The organism is Amycolatopsis sp. 195334CR (genome assembly GCF_017309385.1).
Taxonomy (GTDB): Bacteria; Actinomycetota; Actinomycetes; order Mycobacteriales; family Pseudonocardiaceae; genus Amycolatopsis.
Window position 1 is genome coordinate 2,600,794 of the sequence record NZ_JAFJMJ010000001.1, and the last position, 16,747, is coordinate 2,617,540.

The 16,747-nt window shown below is 69.9% G+C and carries 14 protein-coding genes; 7 read left to right on the forward strand and 7 right to left on the reverse strand.

Annotated features, from left to right (window positions below; all coding sequences use genetic code 11):
• Nucleotides 1-2: 2 nt before the first annotated feature.
• Genes JYK18_RS12660 through pdhA form a run of 3 tightly spaced genes read right to left on the reverse strand, consistent with a single transcriptional unit; the run spans nucleotide 3 to nucleotide 3,609 of the window.
• Nucleotides 3-1,361, reverse strand: a complete 1,359-nt coding sequence (locus JYK18_RS12660; RefSeq protein ID WP_206802270.1) for a dihydrolipoamide acetyltransferase family protein — start codon at nucleotides 1,359-1,361, stop codon at nucleotides 3-5.
• Between the two features lie 14 nt (nucleotides 1,362-1,375).
• Complete coding sequence (locus tag JYK18_RS12665) at nucleotides 1,376-2,404, reverse strand: alpha-ketoacid dehydrogenase subunit beta (protein ID WP_206802271.1); 1,029 nt, start codon at nucleotides 2,402-2,404, stop codon at nucleotides 1,376-1,378.
• Nucleotides 2,404-3,609: a pyruvate dehydrogenase (acetyl-transferring) E1 component subunit alpha gene (pdhA, locus tag JYK18_RS12670; RefSeq protein WP_206802272.1), complete on the reverse strand. Its 1,206-nt coding sequence runs from the start codon at nucleotides 3,607-3,609 to the stop codon at nucleotides 2,404-2,406. The genes JYK18_RS12665 and pdhA overlap by 1 nt, the downstream gene beginning before the upstream one ends.
• Nucleotides 3,610-3,962: 353 nt before the next feature.
• On the opposite strand from pdhA, the gene JYK18_RS12675 reads away from it, so the two are divergent.
• Both JYK18_RS12675 and JYK18_RS12680 read left to right on the forward strand, forming a co-directional pair.
• Nucleotides 3,963-5,372, forward strand: coding sequence for a M20/M25/M40 family metallo-hydrolase (locus JYK18_RS12675; protein WP_206802273.1), 1,410 nt, complete (start codon nucleotides 3,963-3,965; stop codon nucleotides 5,370-5,372).
• Nucleotides 5,373-5,420: 48 nt separating this feature from the next.
• Nucleotides 5,421-6,824, forward strand: a complete 1,404-nt coding sequence (locus JYK18_RS12680; protein ID WP_374195048.1) for a M20/M25/M40 family metallo-hydrolase — start codon at nucleotides 5,421-5,423, stop codon at nucleotides 6,822-6,824.
• A gap of 1 nt (nucleotide 6,825) precedes the next feature.
• Here the strand turns inward: JYK18_RS12680 and JYK18_RS12685 are convergent, their stop codons facing one another.
• Genes JYK18_RS12685 through JYK18_RS12700 form a run of 4 tightly spaced genes read right to left on the reverse strand, consistent with a single transcriptional unit; the run spans nucleotide 6,826 to nucleotide 11,166 of the window.
• Entirely contained in the window at nucleotides 6,826-7,725 is a 900-nt protein-coding gene (locus JYK18_RS12685; protein ID WP_206802275.1) for a hypothetical protein, read from the reverse strand.
• A 6-nt stretch (nucleotides 7,726-7,731) separates the two neighbouring features.
• Nucleotides 7,732-8,574, reverse strand: a complete 843-nt coding sequence (locus JYK18_RS12690) for a transglutaminase family protein (protein ID WP_206802276.1) — start codon at nucleotides 8,572-8,574, stop codon at nucleotides 7,732-7,734.
• A complete protein-coding gene (locus JYK18_RS12695; protein ID WP_206802277.1) occupies nucleotides 8,571-9,518 on the reverse strand; it encodes an alpha-E domain-containing protein in 948 nt (315 codons plus the stop codon). The genes JYK18_RS12690 and JYK18_RS12695 overlap by 4 nt, the downstream gene beginning before the upstream one ends.
• Nucleotides 9,519-9,528: 10 nt before the next feature.
• The gene (locus tag JYK18_RS12700) at nucleotides 9,529-11,166 is read right to left on the reverse strand and encodes a circularly permuted type 2 ATP-grasp protein (protein ID WP_374195010.1); all 1,638 of its coding nucleotides are present in this window, start codon (nucleotides 11,164-11,166) and stop codon (nucleotides 9,529-9,531) included.
• Nucleotides 11,167-11,355: 189 nt separating this feature from the next.
• Here JYK18_RS12700 and JYK18_RS12705 point away from each other — a divergent pair, with 189 nt between their 5' ends.
• The 5 genes from JYK18_RS12705 to JYK18_RS12725 all read left to right on the forward strand — a co-directional run bounded on the left by JYK18_RS12705 (nucleotide 11,356) and on the right by JYK18_RS12725 (nucleotide 16,692).
• Entirely contained in the window at nucleotides 11,356-12,177 is an 822-nt protein-coding gene (locus tag JYK18_RS12705) for a transporter substrate-binding domain-containing protein (RefSeq protein WP_206802279.1), read from the forward strand.
• 77 nt (nucleotides 12,178-12,254) lie between these two features.
• Entirely contained in the window at nucleotides 12,255-13,064 is an 810-nt protein-coding gene (locus JYK18_RS12710) for an amino acid ABC transporter permease (protein WP_206802280.1), read from the forward strand.
• Nucleotides 13,061-13,816 (forward strand): amino acid ABC transporter ATP-binding protein, encoded by a 756-nt coding sequence (locus JYK18_RS12715; RefSeq protein ID WP_242579078.1) that lies wholly within the window; start codon nucleotides 13,061-13,063, stop codon nucleotides 13,814-13,816. Before JYK18_RS12710 ends, JYK18_RS12715 begins: the two co-directional genes overlap by 4 nt.
• Before the next feature lie 2 nt (nucleotides 13,817-13,818).
• Nucleotides 13,819-16,179, forward strand: coding sequence for an oxidoreductase (locus JYK18_RS12720; RefSeq protein WP_206802281.1), 2,361 nt, complete (start codon nucleotides 13,819-13,821; stop codon nucleotides 16,177-16,179).
• Nucleotides 16,180-16,218: 39 nt separating this feature from the next.
• Nucleotides 16,219-16,692 carry an SRPBCC family protein gene (locus tag JYK18_RS12725; protein WP_206802282.1) on the forward strand — a complete coding sequence of 158 codons (474 nt, stop codon included), beginning with the start codon at nucleotides 16,219-16,221 and terminating at the stop codon, nucleotides 16,690-16,692.
• Nucleotides 16,693-16,747 lie beyond the last annotated feature (55 nt).

Sequence of the window (16,747 nt, forward strand, 5' to 3'; positions counted from 1 at the left end):
GATCAGAGGATGAAGGCGCTCGCCGGGTCGGCGAGGAGCATGCCGACGTCGGACAGGAACTGGGAGCCCTGTTGGCCGTCGACCACTCGGTGGTCGAAGCTCAGCGCGAGCTGCAGCACCTTCCGCACCTTGATCTCGCCGTCGACCACCCACGGGGTGTCGCGGATGGCGCCGAACGCCAGGATCGCCGACTCGCCGGGGGTGATGATCGGGGTCCCGGTGTCTACCCCGAACACGCCCACGTTGGTGATCGTGATGCTGCCGTTCACCATGTCACCCGGCGCGGTCTTGCCTTCGCGGGCGACGTCGGTCAGGTCGCTCAGCGCCCGCGCCAGCTCCGGCAGCGACAACTGCTCGGCGTTGCGGATCTTCGGCACGATCAGCCCCCGCGGCGTCGCCGCCGCGATGCCGAGGTGCACATAGCTCTTGTAGACGATCTCCTGGTTTTCCTCGTCCCAGGAGGCGTTCACGTCCGGCGTCCGCTTCGCGGCCAGGCACATCGCCTTCGCCGCGAACGCCAGCGGGGTCAGCTTGATCCCGGCGAACGCCGGGCTCTTCTTCAGCCTCTCCCGCAGCTCCATCATCGGCGTCACGTCGACGGTCAGAAACTCCGTCACGTGCGGCGCGGTGAACGCGCTGTCCACCATCGCCTTCGCGGTCGCCTTGCGCACGCCCTTGATCGGCACCCGGCGCTCCCCTGCGGCGTCCACAGTGGACACAGGGGGCGCCGCAGCCGCCGGAGCAGCCGCCGGTTCCGGCCCGGAAGCCGCGCGCTGCACGTCCTCCCGCGTGATCACCTGACCGTCCGCGGCCAGCGTGTGCAGGTCGACGCCGAGGTCCTTGGCCAGCTTGCGCACCGGCGGCTTCGCCAGCGGCACGTACCCGCCCTTGACCGGAGCGACCGGAGCGACCGGAGCGACCGGCGCGGCAGGAGCGGCCGGAGCCGGGGCAGCCGGAGCAGGAGTGACAGCAGCGGGCGCGTCCTTCCGCGCCCGCCGCTTCGCCGTGACCGTCTTGGAGCCGTAGCCGACCAGCGGCTTCATCTCCTCCTCGGCCGCCGGTGCCGGCGCGGCCGCCGCACCGTTCGGCGAAGGCGCTTCCGCCGGTGCCCCGCCGGGATCGGTGTCGATGGTCAGGATCGCCGTCCCGACCTCGACCGTCTGCCCCGGCTCCACGTGCAGCTCGGTGATCACCCCGGCCCAGGGGATCGGCAGTTCGACGGCCGCCTTTGCGGTCTCGATCTCCACCACGATCTGGTTGACCTTCACCTCGTCACCCGGCTTCACGTGCCAGTTGAGGATGTCGGCCTCGGTCAGCCCCTCCGCCGTGTCGGCCAGGGGAAACTGCTTGTACTGCGGCATGTTCGCGAATCCCCCTACCAGGCCAGCGAGCGGTCGACGGTGTGCAGCACCCGGTCCAGGTCGGGGAGGTAGTCCTCCTCGAGCTTCGCCGGCGGGTACGGGGTGTCGAACCCGGTGACCCGCAGGACCGGTGCCTCCAGCGAGTAGAAGCACTCCTGCTGCACCCGCATGGCGATCTCCGAGGTCAGCGACGACTCCGAAGGCGCCTCGCTGACCGCGATCAGCCGGCCGGTCCGCCGGACGGACTCGAACACCGGGTCCAGGTCCAGCGGGGAGAGCGTGCGCAGGTCGATGACCTCCAGCGAGGTCCCCTCCTCCTGCGCGGCGGTGGCGGCGTCGAGGCAGACCTTCACCGACGGCCCGTAGGCCACCAGCGTGGCCGCGTCACCGGAGCGCACCACACGCGAAGCGTGCAGCGGCGCCGGCTTGGCCGTGGTGTCGACCTCGGCCCGCAGGTTGCCCGAGTGGTAGAGCCGCTTCGGCTCGAACAGCAGCACCGGGTCGTCGCTCTCGATGGCCTGCCGGGTCATCCAGTACGCGTCGACCGCGTTCGAGCACGACACCACCTTGAGCCCGGCGACGTGCGCGAACAGCGATTCCGGGGACTCCGAGTGGTGCTCCACCGCGCCGATCCCGCCGCCGAACGGCACGCGGATCACGATCGGCACCTTGACCCCGCCCTGGGTGCGGTAGTGCAGCTTCGCCACCTGGCTGACGATCTGGTCGAAGCCGGGGAAGATGAAGCCCTCGAACTGGATCTCGCACACCGGCCGGAACCCGCGCACGGCCAGGCCGACCGCGGTGCCGATGATGCCGGACTCGGCCAGCGGCGTGTCCAGCACGCGCTGCTCGCCGAAGTCCTTCTGCAGTCCGTCGGTGATCCGGAAGACACCGCCGAGCTTGCCCACGTCCTCCCCGAGGACGATAACCTTGTCGTTGGCTTCCATCGCGGTGCGCAGGGCGAGGTTGATCGCCTTGCCGATGGTCAGGTTCTGCACGGCGCCGGTCGCGCCGTCCGCCTTGGCCTTCACGGGTGCGGCCATCAGTGCTCACTCCCCGCGAAACCCTCGAGGTAGGACAGGTACTCGCGCCGCTGCGCCTCCAGCACCGGCGACGGCTCGGCGTAGACGTTGCTGAAGATCCGCTCGGGCGGCGGGTCGGGCATGTTGAACACGAAGTCGCGCAGTTCGGCGGCGAAGCTGTCGGCCTCGGCGTCGATCTTGTCGAAGAACTCCTGGTCGGCACCGCCACCGCGGGCCAGGTGCGCGCGCACCCGCTCGATCGGGTCCTTGAGCTTCCACTCCTCCAGCTCGTCGGAGAGCCGGTAGCGGGTGGGGTCGTCGGTGGTGGTGTGCGCGTCCATCCGGTAGGTGAACGCCTCGATCAGCACCGGCCCGTTGCCGTGGCGGCACTCGTCGAGCGCCCAGCGGGTGACCGCGAGGCAGGCGAGCACGTCGTTGCCGTCCACCCGGATGCCGGGGAAGCCGTAACCGCGGGCGCGCTGGTACAGCGGCAGGCGCGACTGGCGCTCGGTGGGCTCGGAGATGGCCCACTGGTTGTTCTGGCAGAAGAACACCACGGGCGCGTCGTAGACCGCGGACCAGACGAAGCCCTCGTGCACGTCGCCCTGGCTGGTGGCGCCGTCACCGAAGTAGACGATGGTGGCTTCGCCGTTGTCGTCGCCGACCTTGCCCTCGAACTTCTGGCCCATCGCGTACCCGGTGGCGTTGAGCACCTGGTTGCCGATGACGATCGTGTACGGGTGGAAGCCGTGGTGCTTGAAGTCCCAGCCACCGTGGTCGGAGCAGCGGAAGATGCCGATCAGCTCGCGGAAGTCGACCCCGCGGGTCCACGCCACGCCGTGCTCGCGGTAGCTCGGGAAGGCCATGTCGGACGGGCGGAGCGCGCGGCCGGAGCCGATCTGCGCGGCCTCCTGGCCCAGCAGCGGCACCCAGATGCCCAGCTGGCCCTGGCGCTGCATGGCGTTCGACTCGCGGTCGGCCCGGCGGACCAGCACCATGTCGCGGTAGAGGTTCCGCAGCGCCTCGTCGTCGATGTCGGAGACGTACGGGTCGAACTGCGCCGAAGCGACGCGTTCACCTTCGGGAGTCAGCAGCTGGGTGAGCTCGGCTCCACCCTCGGTTGTTGCTCGCAAACCCGCGATCACCTGCTCCGGAGTAGGTTCCGCCGCTGTCGCGGCCGGCCCGGCGCCCGGTTCGGGATGCGTCCACTGTTCCGGGGACGACATTCGCTCGTTCTCCTCAGTTCGGTGCCGCGCAGCCGCTTGTGGCAGCCGCCGCGACTTCGCCGGCGGCCCTGGGGACTCGGTCGAGCACCCGGTCCGTCGGCGGTGACGGTTCTCGCGCACATCCTGGCACGAGAAGCCGTCGATGGTGAGTCCCGGAGATTGATTCGTTGCCGGAAAAACCGGGCTGAACAGGGAAAACACTAGGAAACCCGATGATGGGGCAGCCGAAAGTAGGGCGCACTGGTACGGCTGGACCAGCAGCGGGCGCGAGCCCGGCGGGCACCCGGCTGCACGCCGCCGACCGGCCGTTCGCCCCCTGTGATGTACCCCACCCCCTCTGTCAGGATCGAGGCATGGACCAGCGAACGCTTCGGGAGACGATTCAGGACACGTGGCGCACCGACGCACTGGCGAGCCTTTCGGAGTTCGTCACCATCCCGGCGCTTTCGCCAGCCTTCGACGCGCTGTGGGCCAGCAACGGCCACCTGCACGCGGCGGTGGAGCACATGCGTGCCTGGCTGGCCGCGCGGGACCTGCCCGGCGCGGTGGTCGAGGTGGTCAAGCTGCCCGGCCGGACCCCGTTGCTGCTGCTGGAGATCCCGGCGACCGGGGCGACCACCGAGGACACCGTGGTGCTCTACGGCCATCTCGACAAGCAGCCCGCGGCCGGTGAGTGGTCGCCCGGCCTGGACCCGTGGACGCCGGTGGTCAAGGACGGCCGCCTCTACGGCCGCGGCGCCGGTGACGACGGATACGCCGGTTACGCCGCCGCGACCGCGTTGGAGGCGCTGCACCGCGCGGGCGGGAGGCACGCGCGCACCGTCGTCCTGCTGGAGACCTGCGAGGAGTCCGGCAGTCCCGACCTGGCCACCTACCTCGACCACCTGCGCGACCGCATCGGCCGGGTCGGCCTGGTGGTCTGCCTCGACGTGGCGGGCGGCGACTACGAGCGGCTGTGGCTGGCGACCTCGTTGCGCGGCATCGCCTTCCTCGACCTGACCGTCCGCGTGCTCGACTCCGGTGTGCACTCCGGGCACTCCAGCGGGCTCGTGCCCAGCTCGTTCCGCGTGGTCCGGCAGCTGCTCGACCGGCTCGAGGACTCGCGGACCGGCGAAGTGCTGTTGCCGGAGCTGAGCGTGGAGATTCCGGAGGACCGGCTGGCCGAGGTGCGCCTGGCCGTGGCCGAAGGTGGCCTGCGGCCCGAACTGCCGATCACCGAGGGCGTGCGCACCGCCAGCGACGACCCCGTGGAACTGGTGCTCAACAACACCTGGCGCACCACGCTGTCGGTGACCGGGGCGAGCGGGTTGCCGTCGCTGGAGGCGGCGGGCAACGTGCTGCGGCCGTTCACCGGGCTCAAGCTCAGCTTCCGGCTGCCGCCGACCGCCGACGCCGAGGTGGCGCTCGAAGCCATCGTCCGCACGCTGACCACCGACGTGCCGTACGACGCGAAGGTGGAGATCGGCCGGGCGGGTGGCGCGGCGGGCTGGAACGCGCCGAAGCTGGCGCCGTGGCTGGCGACCACGCTGGACAAGGTGAGCGTGGACGTGTTCGGCGAGCCGTGGCGGGCGCTCGGGCTCGGCGGCACCATCCCGTTCCTCGGCCTGTTCGCCGAGGCCTATCCCGACGCCCAGTTCGTGGTCACCGGGCCGCGCGGGCCGGGCAACAACGCGCACGTGCCGGACGAGTGGCTGCACCTGGAGCAGACCGAGCGGGTGACCGAGGCGGTGGCCAGGATTCTGCACGCGCACGCCGGCGAATGACCTGGTGGCAGGATGGGTGAGGTGGATCAGACTGTGAATGCGACCGCGATGCGTGAAACCGTGCGGCGGCTCTGGGCGGACGACATCCTGCCGAGCCTGTCGGGGCTGGTGGCGATCCCCGCCCTGTCCCCCGGTTTCGATCCGGACTGGGCGAACAGCGGCCACCTGGCCGCCGCCGTCGAGCACGTCCGGAACTGGCTCGGGAGCCGGGCGATCCCCGGTGCCTCGATCGACGTGGTGGAACTGCCCGGCCGCAGCCCGGTGCTGCTGCTGGACGTGCCGGCCACCGAGGGTGCCGAGGACAAGGGCACCGTGTTGCTCTACGGGCACCTGGACAAGCAGCCGCCGCTCGGTGGCTGGTCCGAGGGGCTCGACCCGTGGAAGCCGGTGGTCAAGGACGGCAAGCTGTACGGCCGCGGCTCGGCCGACGACGGGTACGCCGGGTATGCCGCGACCGCCGCGCTGGAGGCACTGCGCGAGGCGGGCGGTTCGCACGCGCGGGCCGTGGTGCTGCTGGAGACCGGGGAGGAGTCGGGCAGCCCCGACCTGCCCGCGTACCTGGAGCACCTGAGCGACCGGCTCGGGGAGGTCACCTTCGTGGTGTGCCTGGACTCGGGCGGCAACGACTACGAGCGCATGTGGCTGACCACCAGCCTGCGCGGGCTGGTCCAGTTGCACCTGACCGTGCGCGTGCTCGACTCCGGGCAGCACTCCGGGCTGGCCAGCGGTGTGGTGCCCAGCTCGTTCCGGATCCTGCGCGAGCTGCTGGACCGGGTGGAGAACGCCGAGACCGGGCACCTGCTGCTCGACGAGATGTACGTGGACATCCCGGCGGACCGCGCCGCCGAAGCCGAAGCGGCCGCCGCCGCGGCGCCCGGGGCGATGAAGAAGGCGTTCCCGCTGCACGGTGGCACCACCACGGTCCACGAGGACGAGGTGGAGCTCCTGCTGAACAACAGCTGGCGGCCCACGTTGTCGGTGATCGGCGCCTCGGGCTTCCCGGAGCCGATCGACGCGGGCAACGTGCTGCGCGCGCACAGCACGCTGGCGCTGGGCTTCCGCCTCCCGCCGACGGCCGATTCGGCGGCCGCGCTGGGTGCGCTGGAGAAGGCGCTGACCACGGACGTGCCGTACTCGGCGACCGTGGAGCTGGCGGGCCTCGAACACGCCGACGGCTGGAATGCCCCGGCCACGGCACCCTGGCTGTCGGCGTCGCTGGACGAGGTGAGCTCCACGGTGTTCAACGCCCCCTGGCGAGCCATGGGCCTGGGCGGCTCGATCCCGTTCATGGGTTTGCTCGGGGAGAAGTACCCGAACGCCCAGTTCCTGGTCACGGGCGCGCTGGGCCCGGACTCGAACGCCCACGTCCCGGACGAGTGGCTGAACCTGGCGCAGGCGGAGCGCGTGACCACCGCGGTCGCCCACATCCTCCACGCCCACGCGACGGCCTGACTTATCGCTCGGGCGCCCTCGACCGAACGGCTTCGATCCGTTCACCGATCTCCCGGATCGCGGGGGCGCCCGAGCGGAGGCTTCGTGCCTCCATGGCCACCTCGTCGGCCACCAGCAACAAGGAGTTGACCGACTTCCGCTCGACGCTGAGCGCCTTCGCCGTGTAGTCGGCGGCGGCTTCCAGATCCCCGCCGCGCAAGCTCAGGGCGGCCAGCGTCAGCTTGGCTTCCGCCGCGCGCATCGGTGACTTCTCCACGCCACCGGGTCCGCGCGACAGTCGCAGCACTTCGCTCGCGTGCTGTGCCGACTTGTCGTCCTGCCGGGCGATCCGGTAGCAGTCCATCGCGTAGAACGGCCACTTCGTGGGGTCGATGACGAAGTGGTGCCCAGGCCGCGACGGGTTGTCGTGCTTGCCCAGCAACGAAAACCCGTGGTCGAGGAGCCTGTCGACGCATTCGCCCCGGCGTGCCGCCGCCTTGGCGTTCAGCGCGGTCAGCTGCACGGCGACCGATGAATGGGGCGCGGCCCGGAGCCCGCCGCGGGCAAAGTCGGCGACGGCCCGGTGCCTTCCCTGGGTCAGGGCGAACCAGGCGCCCATCTCGAAGGACCAGGCCTGGATCTCGCCGTGGTTCGTCTCCCGCCCCACGCGGAAAGCGGCCAGCCGGGCGGATTCGGCGCCACGCCGGTCACCCAGGTCGTAGTCCAGGCAGCCGATCAGCAGGCAAAGCCACCCGAGCACCACGAGCAGTTCCCGCCGGTCGCCGAGTGAGCACGGGCCCGCGAGCAGGCGTCTCACCGTGCCGAGCCAGAAGGCCACGTCCGCACGAAGTTCGCGCGCATCGCGCCACGCGTACTGGCAGCAAAGCTCGTCGGTCTTCAGCTGGAGGGGTTCGACGTCCACCACGGCTCAGGCCACCCGGGTCAGCTCCACGGAAACGTCCAGTGTGGACTCCCCACCCCCGGTGAAGATGCCCTTGAGAGGCGCCACATCCGCGTAGTCCCGCCCCGTCGCGACCCAGACGTGGCGTGGCCCGACCGGGATGGCGTTCGTCGGGTCGTGGGCCCACCAGCCGCCGGTCCAGGCGTCGACCCAGGCGTGGGATTCGCCCTGCACAGTCTGGCCGAGTTTCGCCGAGGGTTCCGTGTGCAGGTAACCCGAGACGTACCGCGCCGGCACGCCGATGGACCGCAACATCGTCAGCGTCACGTGCGCGAAGTCCTGGCACACGCCCTCCCGCGCCTGCCAGGCGTCGGTCGCCGTGCTGTGGACGCCGGTGGTGCCCGGCTGGTACTTCAGCTGTTCGTGCACCCAGTCCGACACCGCGAGCACGGTGTCCGCCGGGTCCTTCCCCTTCCGCAGATCCCGCGCGACCTTCGCCAGCTCGCGATCCCGCGGCGTGTACTCCGTCGGCGTCAGGAACTCCGTGTGCTCGTCGATCACCTTGTCCCCGCGCAGGTCCGACCAGCTCGCCTCGTGAATGGGCGAGGCGGCTTCGGCCGTCTCCACCAGCGACGTGGCCACCACGGTGAACTCCGTGTGCGGCGCGTGCAGGTCGAACGAGGTCACCACGGTGCCCCAGTAGTCCGAATACCGGTACGCCCTGGTCGCCGGGGTGGTCTCCAGCCGGTTCGCCACCAGGGTCTGCCGCCGGTCCGAGCGCGGGGTCAGCCTGGCCTCGTTGTACGACTGCATGGCCGGGGTGGCGTAGTGGTACCCGGTGCGGTGCACCACGCGGACCTGCCAGCTCATAGCGAAACCTCCGCACCGCGCCACGCCACCCAGGGCGAGGAGTGGAAGTACTGCACCGACACCGCTTCCCCGATCTCCCGGATCGTCGTCTGCAAGGTACCCAGCCGCTTCGGCAGTTCCTCCAGCAGATCCGAGGGCCGCAGGAACTCCAGCTCGCTGCGCGCCCGGCCGAGCAACCGCAGCGCCTCCGCCTTCTCGTTGCCGCGCCCGTGACTGCCCTTCTGCAGCTTGTCCAGGCAGTACTCCGCCTGCCGCAGGGCGTGGAACACCGAGCGCGGGAACAGCGAGTCGCGGAGCAGGAACTGCACGATCCGGCCCGCGTCCAGCGCGCCGCGGTACGTGCGCAGGTAGGTGTCCTGCGCGCCGGTCGACCGCAGCACGGTGATCCAGCCCGGCGACGACGCGCGGTCCTGCACCCGGGACAACAGCAACCGCACCACCATGTCCGCGCGTTCCACCGACCGGCCCAGCACCATGAACAGCCAGCCGTCGTCGCGGCTCATCGTCGAGTCGGCCAGTCCGGCGAACATCGCCGCGCGCTCCTCCACGAACGACAAGAACGAGTGCGGCCCGGCCCGCCGGGCGTAGCGCTGCCGGTCCGGCACCGCGTTCCAGGTGGCGTTCAGGCACTCCCACAACTCGGTCGAGACCACCTCACGCGCACCGCGGGTGTTCTCCCTGGCGGCGGTGATCGAGCCGACGATCGAGCTGGCGTTGTCCTTGTTGTAGGCGACCAGCTCGGTCAGCTTCCACACGTCCAGCTCGCCCCGCTCCTCCGGCTGGATGCCCAGCACGGTCAGCAGCTGGCGGCTGGCGTGGTCCGGGTCGACGGTGGCGTCCTCCAGCAGCTGGTGGACCGACACGTTGAGGATGCGCGCGGTGTCGTCCGCGCGTTCCACGTACCGGCCGATCCAGTACAACGATTCGGCGTTCCGGGCGAGCATGCCTGCCTCCTCATTGTTGTTGCTGCTGCTGGGCGCTGGTCAGTTCGGGACCCTGTTCGGCGGCGAGCCCGTCCAGCTGGGACTGCTCGGCCAGTGCCGGCTCGGCCAGTTCGCGGTCGGCGGAGGACGACCGGCTGGCCAGCACCCAGGTGTCCTTCGACCCGCCGCCCTGTGAGGAGTTGACCACCAGGCTGCCCTCCGGCAGCGCCACCCTGGTCAGCCCGCCGGGCAGGACAAAAACGAAGTTGCCGTCGTTGACCGCGAACGGCCGCAGGTCCACGTGCCGCGGCGCCAGCTTGTCATCCACTTTGGACGGAACGGTGGACAGCTGCACCACCGGCTGGGCGATCCAGCCGCGCCGGTCGGCCTTCACCTTGCGCCGCAGGTCGGCCAGCTCCTTCGCCGAGGCCTCCGGCCCGAAGACGATGCCGTACCCACCGGAGCCCTCGACCGGTTTGACCACCAGCTCGTCCATGTGCGCGAGCACGTAGTCCAGCTCGTCCGGCAGCCAGCAGCGGTAGGTGTCCACATTGGGCAGCAGCGGCTTCTCGTTGAGGTAGTACTTCACCATGTCCGGCACGTAGGTGTAGACCAGCTTGTCGTCGCCGACGCCGTTGCCCACCGCGTTCGCGATCACCACGTTCCCGGCGCGGGCCGCGTTGAGCACGCCGGCGATGCCGAGCACCGAGTCCGGCCGGTAGTGCACCGGGTCGAGGAACTCATCGTCGATGCGCCGGTAGATCACGTCCACCGGCCGCTCGCCCTCGGTGGTGCGCAGGTAGACCACGTTGTCGCGGCAGAACAGGTCGCGGCCCTCGACCAGTTCCACACCCATCAGCCGCGCCAGCAGGGAGTGCTCGAAGTAGGCGGAGTTGTGGATGCCGGGGGTGAGCACCACGATCATCGGGTCGGCCACGTTGGCCGCGGCCGCCGCGCGCAGCGAGCGCAGCAGGTGGGAGGCGTAGTCGCCGACCGGCCGCACCCGGTGCTGGGCGAACAGGTCCGGGAACACACGCGCCATCGTGCGGCGGTTCTCCATCACGTACGACACGCCCGACGGGTTGCGCAGATTGTCCTCGAGCACGCGGAACGTGCCCGCTTCGTCGCGCACCAGGTCGACCCCGGCCACGTGGATGCGCACGCCGTTGGGCGGGCTGATGCCGAACGCCTCGCGCTGGAAGTGCGCGCACGAGGTGATCAGGCGACGCGGCAGGACGCCGTCGGCGAGGATCTGCGCGTCGCCGTAGACGTCGTCGAGGAACGCCTCCAGCGCGCGGACGCGCTGCGCCACGCCGCGTTCGAGCTTGAGCCATTCGGCCGCGGTGATCACCCGCGGCACCAGGTCCAGCGGGAACGGCCGCTCCTGGCCGGACAGCGAGAAGGTGATGCCCTGGTCGACCAGCGCCCGGTCCAGCGCCGCGGAGCGGGCGGTCAGATCGGTCGAGTCGTAGCCGGCGAGCGACTCGAACAACGCGCGGTAGGGCGGGCGGACGGTGCCGTCCTCGGCGAACATCTCGTCGTAGGCACCGGCGTGCGGGCGGTCCTTCGCCAGGTAACCGTCGAACTGCGCGCCCGCCCGGCCGTTCCGGGAGCTGGTCCTGGCCCGCATCCCGGCCGGCGACAACCTGGGCGGCGCGTTGTTGTTCATGGAACTCATCGTCGCTCACGAACGGGTGATCGCGCGATACGCAGGCGTGATGTCGTCCACTTCGCCACAAGGAAGACACGGGAAAGACCTAGTCGAAACGGCGCTGTAACGTCCCAATGCTGGGCAGTTGACCCACGTGGATGGCAGGATGCAAAATCTCGCCGAGTTCTGACTACTAGGAGTGACACCGTGGCGCGTCGACACACACGCAGAGCGCTCACCATCTTGCCGGCGCTCGCCCTGGCCGTTACCGCGGCAGGCTGCGCCGAATCGGTCAACACCGGAGCCGACACCCAGGCCGGGGGGCAGATCACGCTCAAGGAAGCGGGCAAGCTGACCACCTGCACCCACCTGCCCTACGCCCCGTTCCAGTTCACCGAGGGCGACAAGACCGTCGGCTTCGACGTGGAGCTGGTGGACCTGGTGCTGCCCCTGGTCGGCGCGAGCGAGCAGAAGATCTTCGACACGCCGTTCGAGGGCATCAAGTCCGGTGAGTCGCTCAACATCGGGCAGTGCGACGTGGCCGCCGCGGCCATGTCGATCACCCCCGAGCGCCAGGCCGTGATGGACTTCTCCGACCCGTACTTCAACGCGAAGCAGGCGCTGCTGGTGAAGAAGGGCTCCGGCTACGACAGCCTGGAGAAGCTGCGCGGCAAGAAGCTCGGCGTGCAGCAGGGCACCACCGGCGAGACCTACGCCAACGAGAACAAGGACAAGTTCGGCTACGAGGTCATCCAGTTCGAGGACCTCGCGCTGGAGCAGACCGCGGTGCAGACCGGTCAGGTCGACGCCGGCATCAACGACGACGTGGTGCTGCTGGACTTCCTCAAGGCGAACGCCGACGTCGAGGTCACCGCCACCTTCGACACCGGCGACAACTACGGCATCGCGGTGAAGAAGGGCAACGGCGCGCTGCTGGCCAAGGTCAACGAGGCGCTGACCAAGGCCAAGGGCGACGGCACCTACGACCGCATCTACGAAAAGTGGTTCGGCAAGAAGCCGACCGCCTGATCCGCGACCAGGGGGAACTACCGCCACGGCGGTAGTTCCCCCTGGTTCTGCCAGCCACTTTCGAGGAGCCTTCTCTCATGGCCATGTCCAAGCGCAAGCGGCGCCAGACGATCCAGCTGGCGCAGTACGCGCTGCTGGTGATCGTGATCGCCGTGCTGGCCTTCGTCGCGGACTGGGCGACGATCCAGCGCGCCTTCTTCAACCTCGACGCCGCCGCGGAGCAGTTCCCCGGCATCATCACCACGTCGCTGAAGAACACCATCATCTACACCGTGCTCGGCTTCCTGCTCGGCCTGGCCCTCGGGCTGGTGCTGGCGCTGATGAAGCTGTCGTCGGTGCCGCCGTACCGGTGGATCGCCACCGTCTACATCGAGTTCTTCCGCGGCATCCCCGCGCTGCTGGTGTTCATCGCGCTGGGCTTCGGTGTGCCGCTCGCCTTCGGCATCAAGTTCGACATCTACTCCACCGCCGCGATCGCGCTCGGCGCGGTCGGCGCCGCCTACATGGCCGAGACCATTCGCGCCGGCATCCAGGCGGTGCCGCCGGGTCAGGTCGAGGCGGCCAGGTCGCTGGGCATGAGCCAGGGCCGGGCGATGATCTCCATCGTCATCCCGCAGGCGTTCCGGATCATCCTGCCGCCGCTGACCAACGAGCTGATCCTGCTCACCAAGGACTCCTCGCTGATCTACCTGCTCGGCCTGGCCAGGGACCAGTACGAGCTGACCAAGTGGGGCCGCGAGGGCCTCAACGCGACCGGGTCGATGACGCCGATCCTGCTGGCCGGCCTCTGCTACCTGATCATCACCCTCCCGCTCGGCTACCTCTCGCGGTACTTGGAACGCAGGACCGGCCGGAAGCAGAACCGCGGCCTGGAGGTCGAGGCATGAGCGACGTGATCGTCGAGATTTCCGGGCTGCACAAGGCGTTCGGTGAGCTGCAGGTGCTCAAGGGCATCGACCTGCGGGTCGAGCGCGGACAGGTGGTCTGCATCATCGGGCCGTCCGGCTCGGGCAAGTCCACCCTGCTGCGCTGCGTGAACCTGCTGGAGGAGCCCAACCAGGGCAAGATCGTGGTCAACGACCACGAGATCACCGATCCGGACGTGGACATCGACCACGCCCGGCGCGGCATCGGCATGGTGTTCCAGTCGTTCAACCTGTTCGCCCACCTGTCGGTGCTGGACAACCTGACCATCGCGCAGCGCAAGGTGCTCGGCCGCGACAAGGCCGAGGCGGAGCGCATCGCGCTCGACAACCTCAAGAAGGTCGGCCTCTCGGAGAAGTCGAACTCGCTGCCGATGCAGTTGTCCGGCGGGCAGCAGCAGCGCGTGGCGATCGCGCGGGCGCTGTCGATGAACCCCGAGGTGATGCTGTTCGACGAGCCCACGTCGGCGCTGGACCCGGAGCTGGTCGGCGACGTGCTCAGCGTGATGCGCCAGCTCGCCGAGGAGGGCATGACCATGCTGGTGGTCACGCACGAGATGCAGTTCGCGCGTGAGGTGGCCGACGTGGTGCTGTTCATGGACGGCGGGGTGGTGGTCGAGCAGGGCGCGCCGGCGCAGGTGATCGGTGACCCGCAGCAGCAGCGGACCAAGACCTTCCTCTCGCGGGTCCTGAATCCGACCCACGTGGACGACTAGCGGTGGTGGTGTTTCGCCGGGGAGGGGCTCGTGACGACCACGAGCCCGGCGACCCACCCGAACCGGCCGACGCCTTCGACCCGTTCGAGCCCGAGCCGGACTACCGGTACGAGATCCGCGCCGAGGACCTGATCAAGCCGTTGATCGTGGCGGAGCCGGGCCGGTTGCTCCGGTTGCGCAAGCAGCCGACCAACGCGCCGCTCGTGCAGGTCGAGGACGCCTTCATCACCGGGCGCTTCGACCTGCGCGCGCTCGACCTGGAGTACCTCTTCCGGTTCGAGCGCTGCCGGTTCGAGGAACCGCCGGACGTGCGCGAGGCGACCTTGCTCGGGCTGGTCTTCCGCCGCTGCTGGCTGCCCGGGCTCAAGGCCCGCAACATGCGCAGCCGCAACGACGTCCGGCTGATCCGCTGCGCGGTCGAGGTCGAGCACACGGTCAAGGGGCACAGCGAAACCGCGGTCCAGCGCGGTGACGACCGGGAACGCGGCCGTCCGGACGCGGCGATCAACCTGACCGACGCGGCCATCGAGGGTTCGGTGGTGCTCACCCGGACCCGGATCGAGCACTCCCGGGGCAAGGCCATCCAGGCCGACCGGCTGGAGATCACCGGCGCCCTGCTCGCCTACCGACTCGAGGCCGACGGCGAGATCCGCGTCCCCGGCCTGAAGACCGGCGGTAACGTCAACTTCTCCGGCGCCACCCTGCACAACCCGGACGGCTTCGCGCTCAACGGCAACGGCCTGCACATCGGCGGCAGCCTGCTCTGCGAGGTGGACACCTACGGCCCGCCGAAGGCCCGCAAGCGGTTCTCCGCCAACGGCATCATCTACCTGCCCAGCGCCAAGGTGGACAGCGACATCGTGCTGCGCGGGGCCCGGCTGCACACCAGCCAGCACGGCCCGATCGTGGTGGACCAGTGGAAGTCGCGCGACCCGTACCTCGACCCGCGCCCGGCGATCAGCGCGGACCGGCTGCGCGTCGACGGCAACGTGGAGCTCAGCGACGACTTCCGCGCCACCGGCACCATCCGCATGGTCAACGCGCACATCGGCGGCACGCTGCGCCTGGCGCACGCCGAGATCTCGGTGGCCCGCGGCTACGTCGAACCGTTCTACGACCGGGCGCTGCACATCGACGGCACCCAGATCAACGGCGACATCGAGGCGACGAACCTAAACGTGCCGATGGGCCAGTGCCGCCTGTCGGACGTGACCGTCGGCGGCAACGTGCTGGCCTGGAACGCCACGCTCCAGCACCACGAGCGCGACGTGTTCTCCGCCCGGCGCGCCAAGATCGCCGGCAACCTGCACCTGACCGACGCCAAGGTGGAGGGCACGCTCCGGCTGCAGGGCATCGAGGTCGGCGGCAGCATCGACCTCTACGGCACCGAGGTGGTCAAGCCCGCGGTCCGGCCGAACACCAGCTTCTCGGTGGACGTGCGGGCCGGCCGGATCGGCCGCGACCTGGTGTTCACCGCCAACCGCGACCGCCGGTTCCACGCCGAGGGCGGGGTCAACCTGGACGGCGCGGTGGTCGCCCGCCGGGTCGACCTGACCGGCGCGGTGCTGCAGTCCAGCGACCGCGACGGCATCGCGCTCGACGTCGGCTCGGTCACCGCCGACGAGTTCGCGTTGATGCCGGCCAGCGCGCCGCGCGGGCAGGTGGTGCTGGCCGGGGCGCACTGCGTCACGCTCAACGACAACCCGGAGCTGTGGGAGGCCACCGAGGGGCTGGACCTGGAGGACTTCCGGTACGACTCGATGAAGGTGCCGATCGGCATCAAGGACGACGCCGCGGTCGACCAGCGGATCCGGCTGCTGCGCCGGGCGATGGGCGGGTACCGGCCCGGTCCGTACGACCAGCTCGCCGAGATGCTGCGCACCAGCGGTAACGAGGAGCACGCCTCGACCGTGCTGTTCAAGAAGCAGCAGTTCCGGTACGAGTCGCTGGCCGACGGGTACCGGTTCCTCGGGCCGCTGGTCCGGTTGTGGAGCTGGCTGCAGCGCTCGATGGTCGGGTACGGCTACCGGCCGGGCCGCGCGGTCGGCTGGCTGCTGTTGCTGCTGATCGCGGGCAGCGTGTGGTTCGCCGCCGGGCACACCGACCACCCGTGCCTGACCGACACCGAGAACTACGCGCAGAGCGGCGGCCGGTGCGCGGTCAACAGCGACGACAAGGGCCTGGAGTGGAGTCCGGTGCTCTACACCGTCGACCTGCTGGTGCCGATCGTGGACTTCGGCAACAAGGGGCGCTGGTTCATGGAGGGCGCCGACAAGTGGGTGGCGGTCGGGTTCACCGCGATGGGCTGGACCCTGGCGACCACGGTGGCCGCCGGCGTGACCAGGGCGCTGCGCCGCAACTGACCTTGGCGTTCTCCGCATACCGTGGGTATGTTGCACGGCATGGCTGAACCGAACGCGACGGGGCGGATCGAGGTCAACGCCAGCCCGCAGCAGGTGTACGAGCTGGTCAGCGACCCGGCCGTGCTGGCGGAACTGGCCGAGGAGTACTCCGGGCACAAGTGGCTGGACGGCGCGAGCAAGGCCGTCGTCGGCGCGAAGTTCCGGGGCAGCAACCGCCGCGGGGTGCGGCGCTGGAGCACGACCTCGGAAATCACCGACGCCTGGGCCGGGCGCCGGTTCGCCTTCGAGGTGACCTCGGTGGCCGGGCTGCCGGTGTCGCGCTGGCAGTACGACATCACCGCCACGGAGACCGGCTGCGTGGTCACCGAAAGCACCTGGGAACGCCGCCCGGCCTGGTTCCGCCTACCCACCTCGGCGGTCACCGGCGTCTTCGAGCGCGATGAGCAGAACCAGCGGAACATCGAGGCGACCCTGCGCCGCTTGAAGGCCCGAGCGGAGAACGGCTCCCACTGACTGGGAACCACGCCCGGTTCGTGTTAGCTGTGGGGCGTGAGCAATCGTCAGGCCC

What these genes read in the sequence shown, in the direction of transcription:
- JYK18_RS12710 (WP_206802280.1), top strand. Translation starts at nt 12,255, where the DNA reads ATGGCCATGTCCAAGCGCAAGCGGCGCCAGACGATCCAGCTGGCGCAG.
- JYK18_RS12700 (WP_374195010.1), bottom strand. Translation starts at nt 11,166, where the DNA reads ATGAACAACAACGCGCCGCCCAGGTTGTCGCCGGCCGGGATGCGGGCC.
- pdhA (WP_206802272.1), bottom strand. Translation starts at nt 3,609, where the DNA reads ATGTCGTCCCCGGAACAGTGGACGCATCCCGAACCGGGCGCCGGGCCG.
- JYK18_RS12690 (WP_206802276.1), bottom strand. Translation starts at nt 8,574, where the DNA reads ATGAGCTGGCAGGTCCGCGTGGTGCACCGCACCGGGTACCACTACGCC.
- JYK18_RS12695 (WP_206802277.1), bottom strand. Translation starts at nt 9,518, where the DNA reads ATGCTCGCCCGGAACGCCGAATCGTTGTACTGGATCGGCCGGTACGTG.
- JYK18_RS12680 (WP_374195048.1), top strand. Translation starts at nt 5,421, where the DNA reads ATGCGTGAAACCGTGCGGCGGCTCTGGGCGGACGACATCCTGCCGAGC.
- JYK18_RS12660 (WP_206802270.1), bottom strand. Translation starts at nt 1,361, where the DNA reads ATGCCGCAGTACAAGCAGTTTCCCCTGGCCGACACGGCGGAGGGGCTG.
- JYK18_RS12675 (WP_206802273.1), top strand. Translation starts at nt 3,963, where the DNA reads ATGGACCAGCGAACGCTTCGGGAGACGATTCAGGACACGTGGCGCACC.
- JYK18_RS12725 (WP_206802282.1), top strand. Translation starts at nt 16,219, where the DNA reads ATGGCTGAACCGAACGCGACGGGGCGGATCGAGGTCAACGCCAGCCCG.
- JYK18_RS12665 (WP_206802271.1), bottom strand. Translation starts at nt 2,404, where the DNA reads ATGGCCGCACCCGTGAAGGCCAAGGCGGACGGCGCGACCGGCGCCGTG.
- JYK18_RS12715 (WP_242579078.1), top strand. Translation starts at nt 13,061, where the DNA reads ATGAGCGACGTGATCGTCGAGATTTCCGGGCTGCACAAGGCGTTCGGT.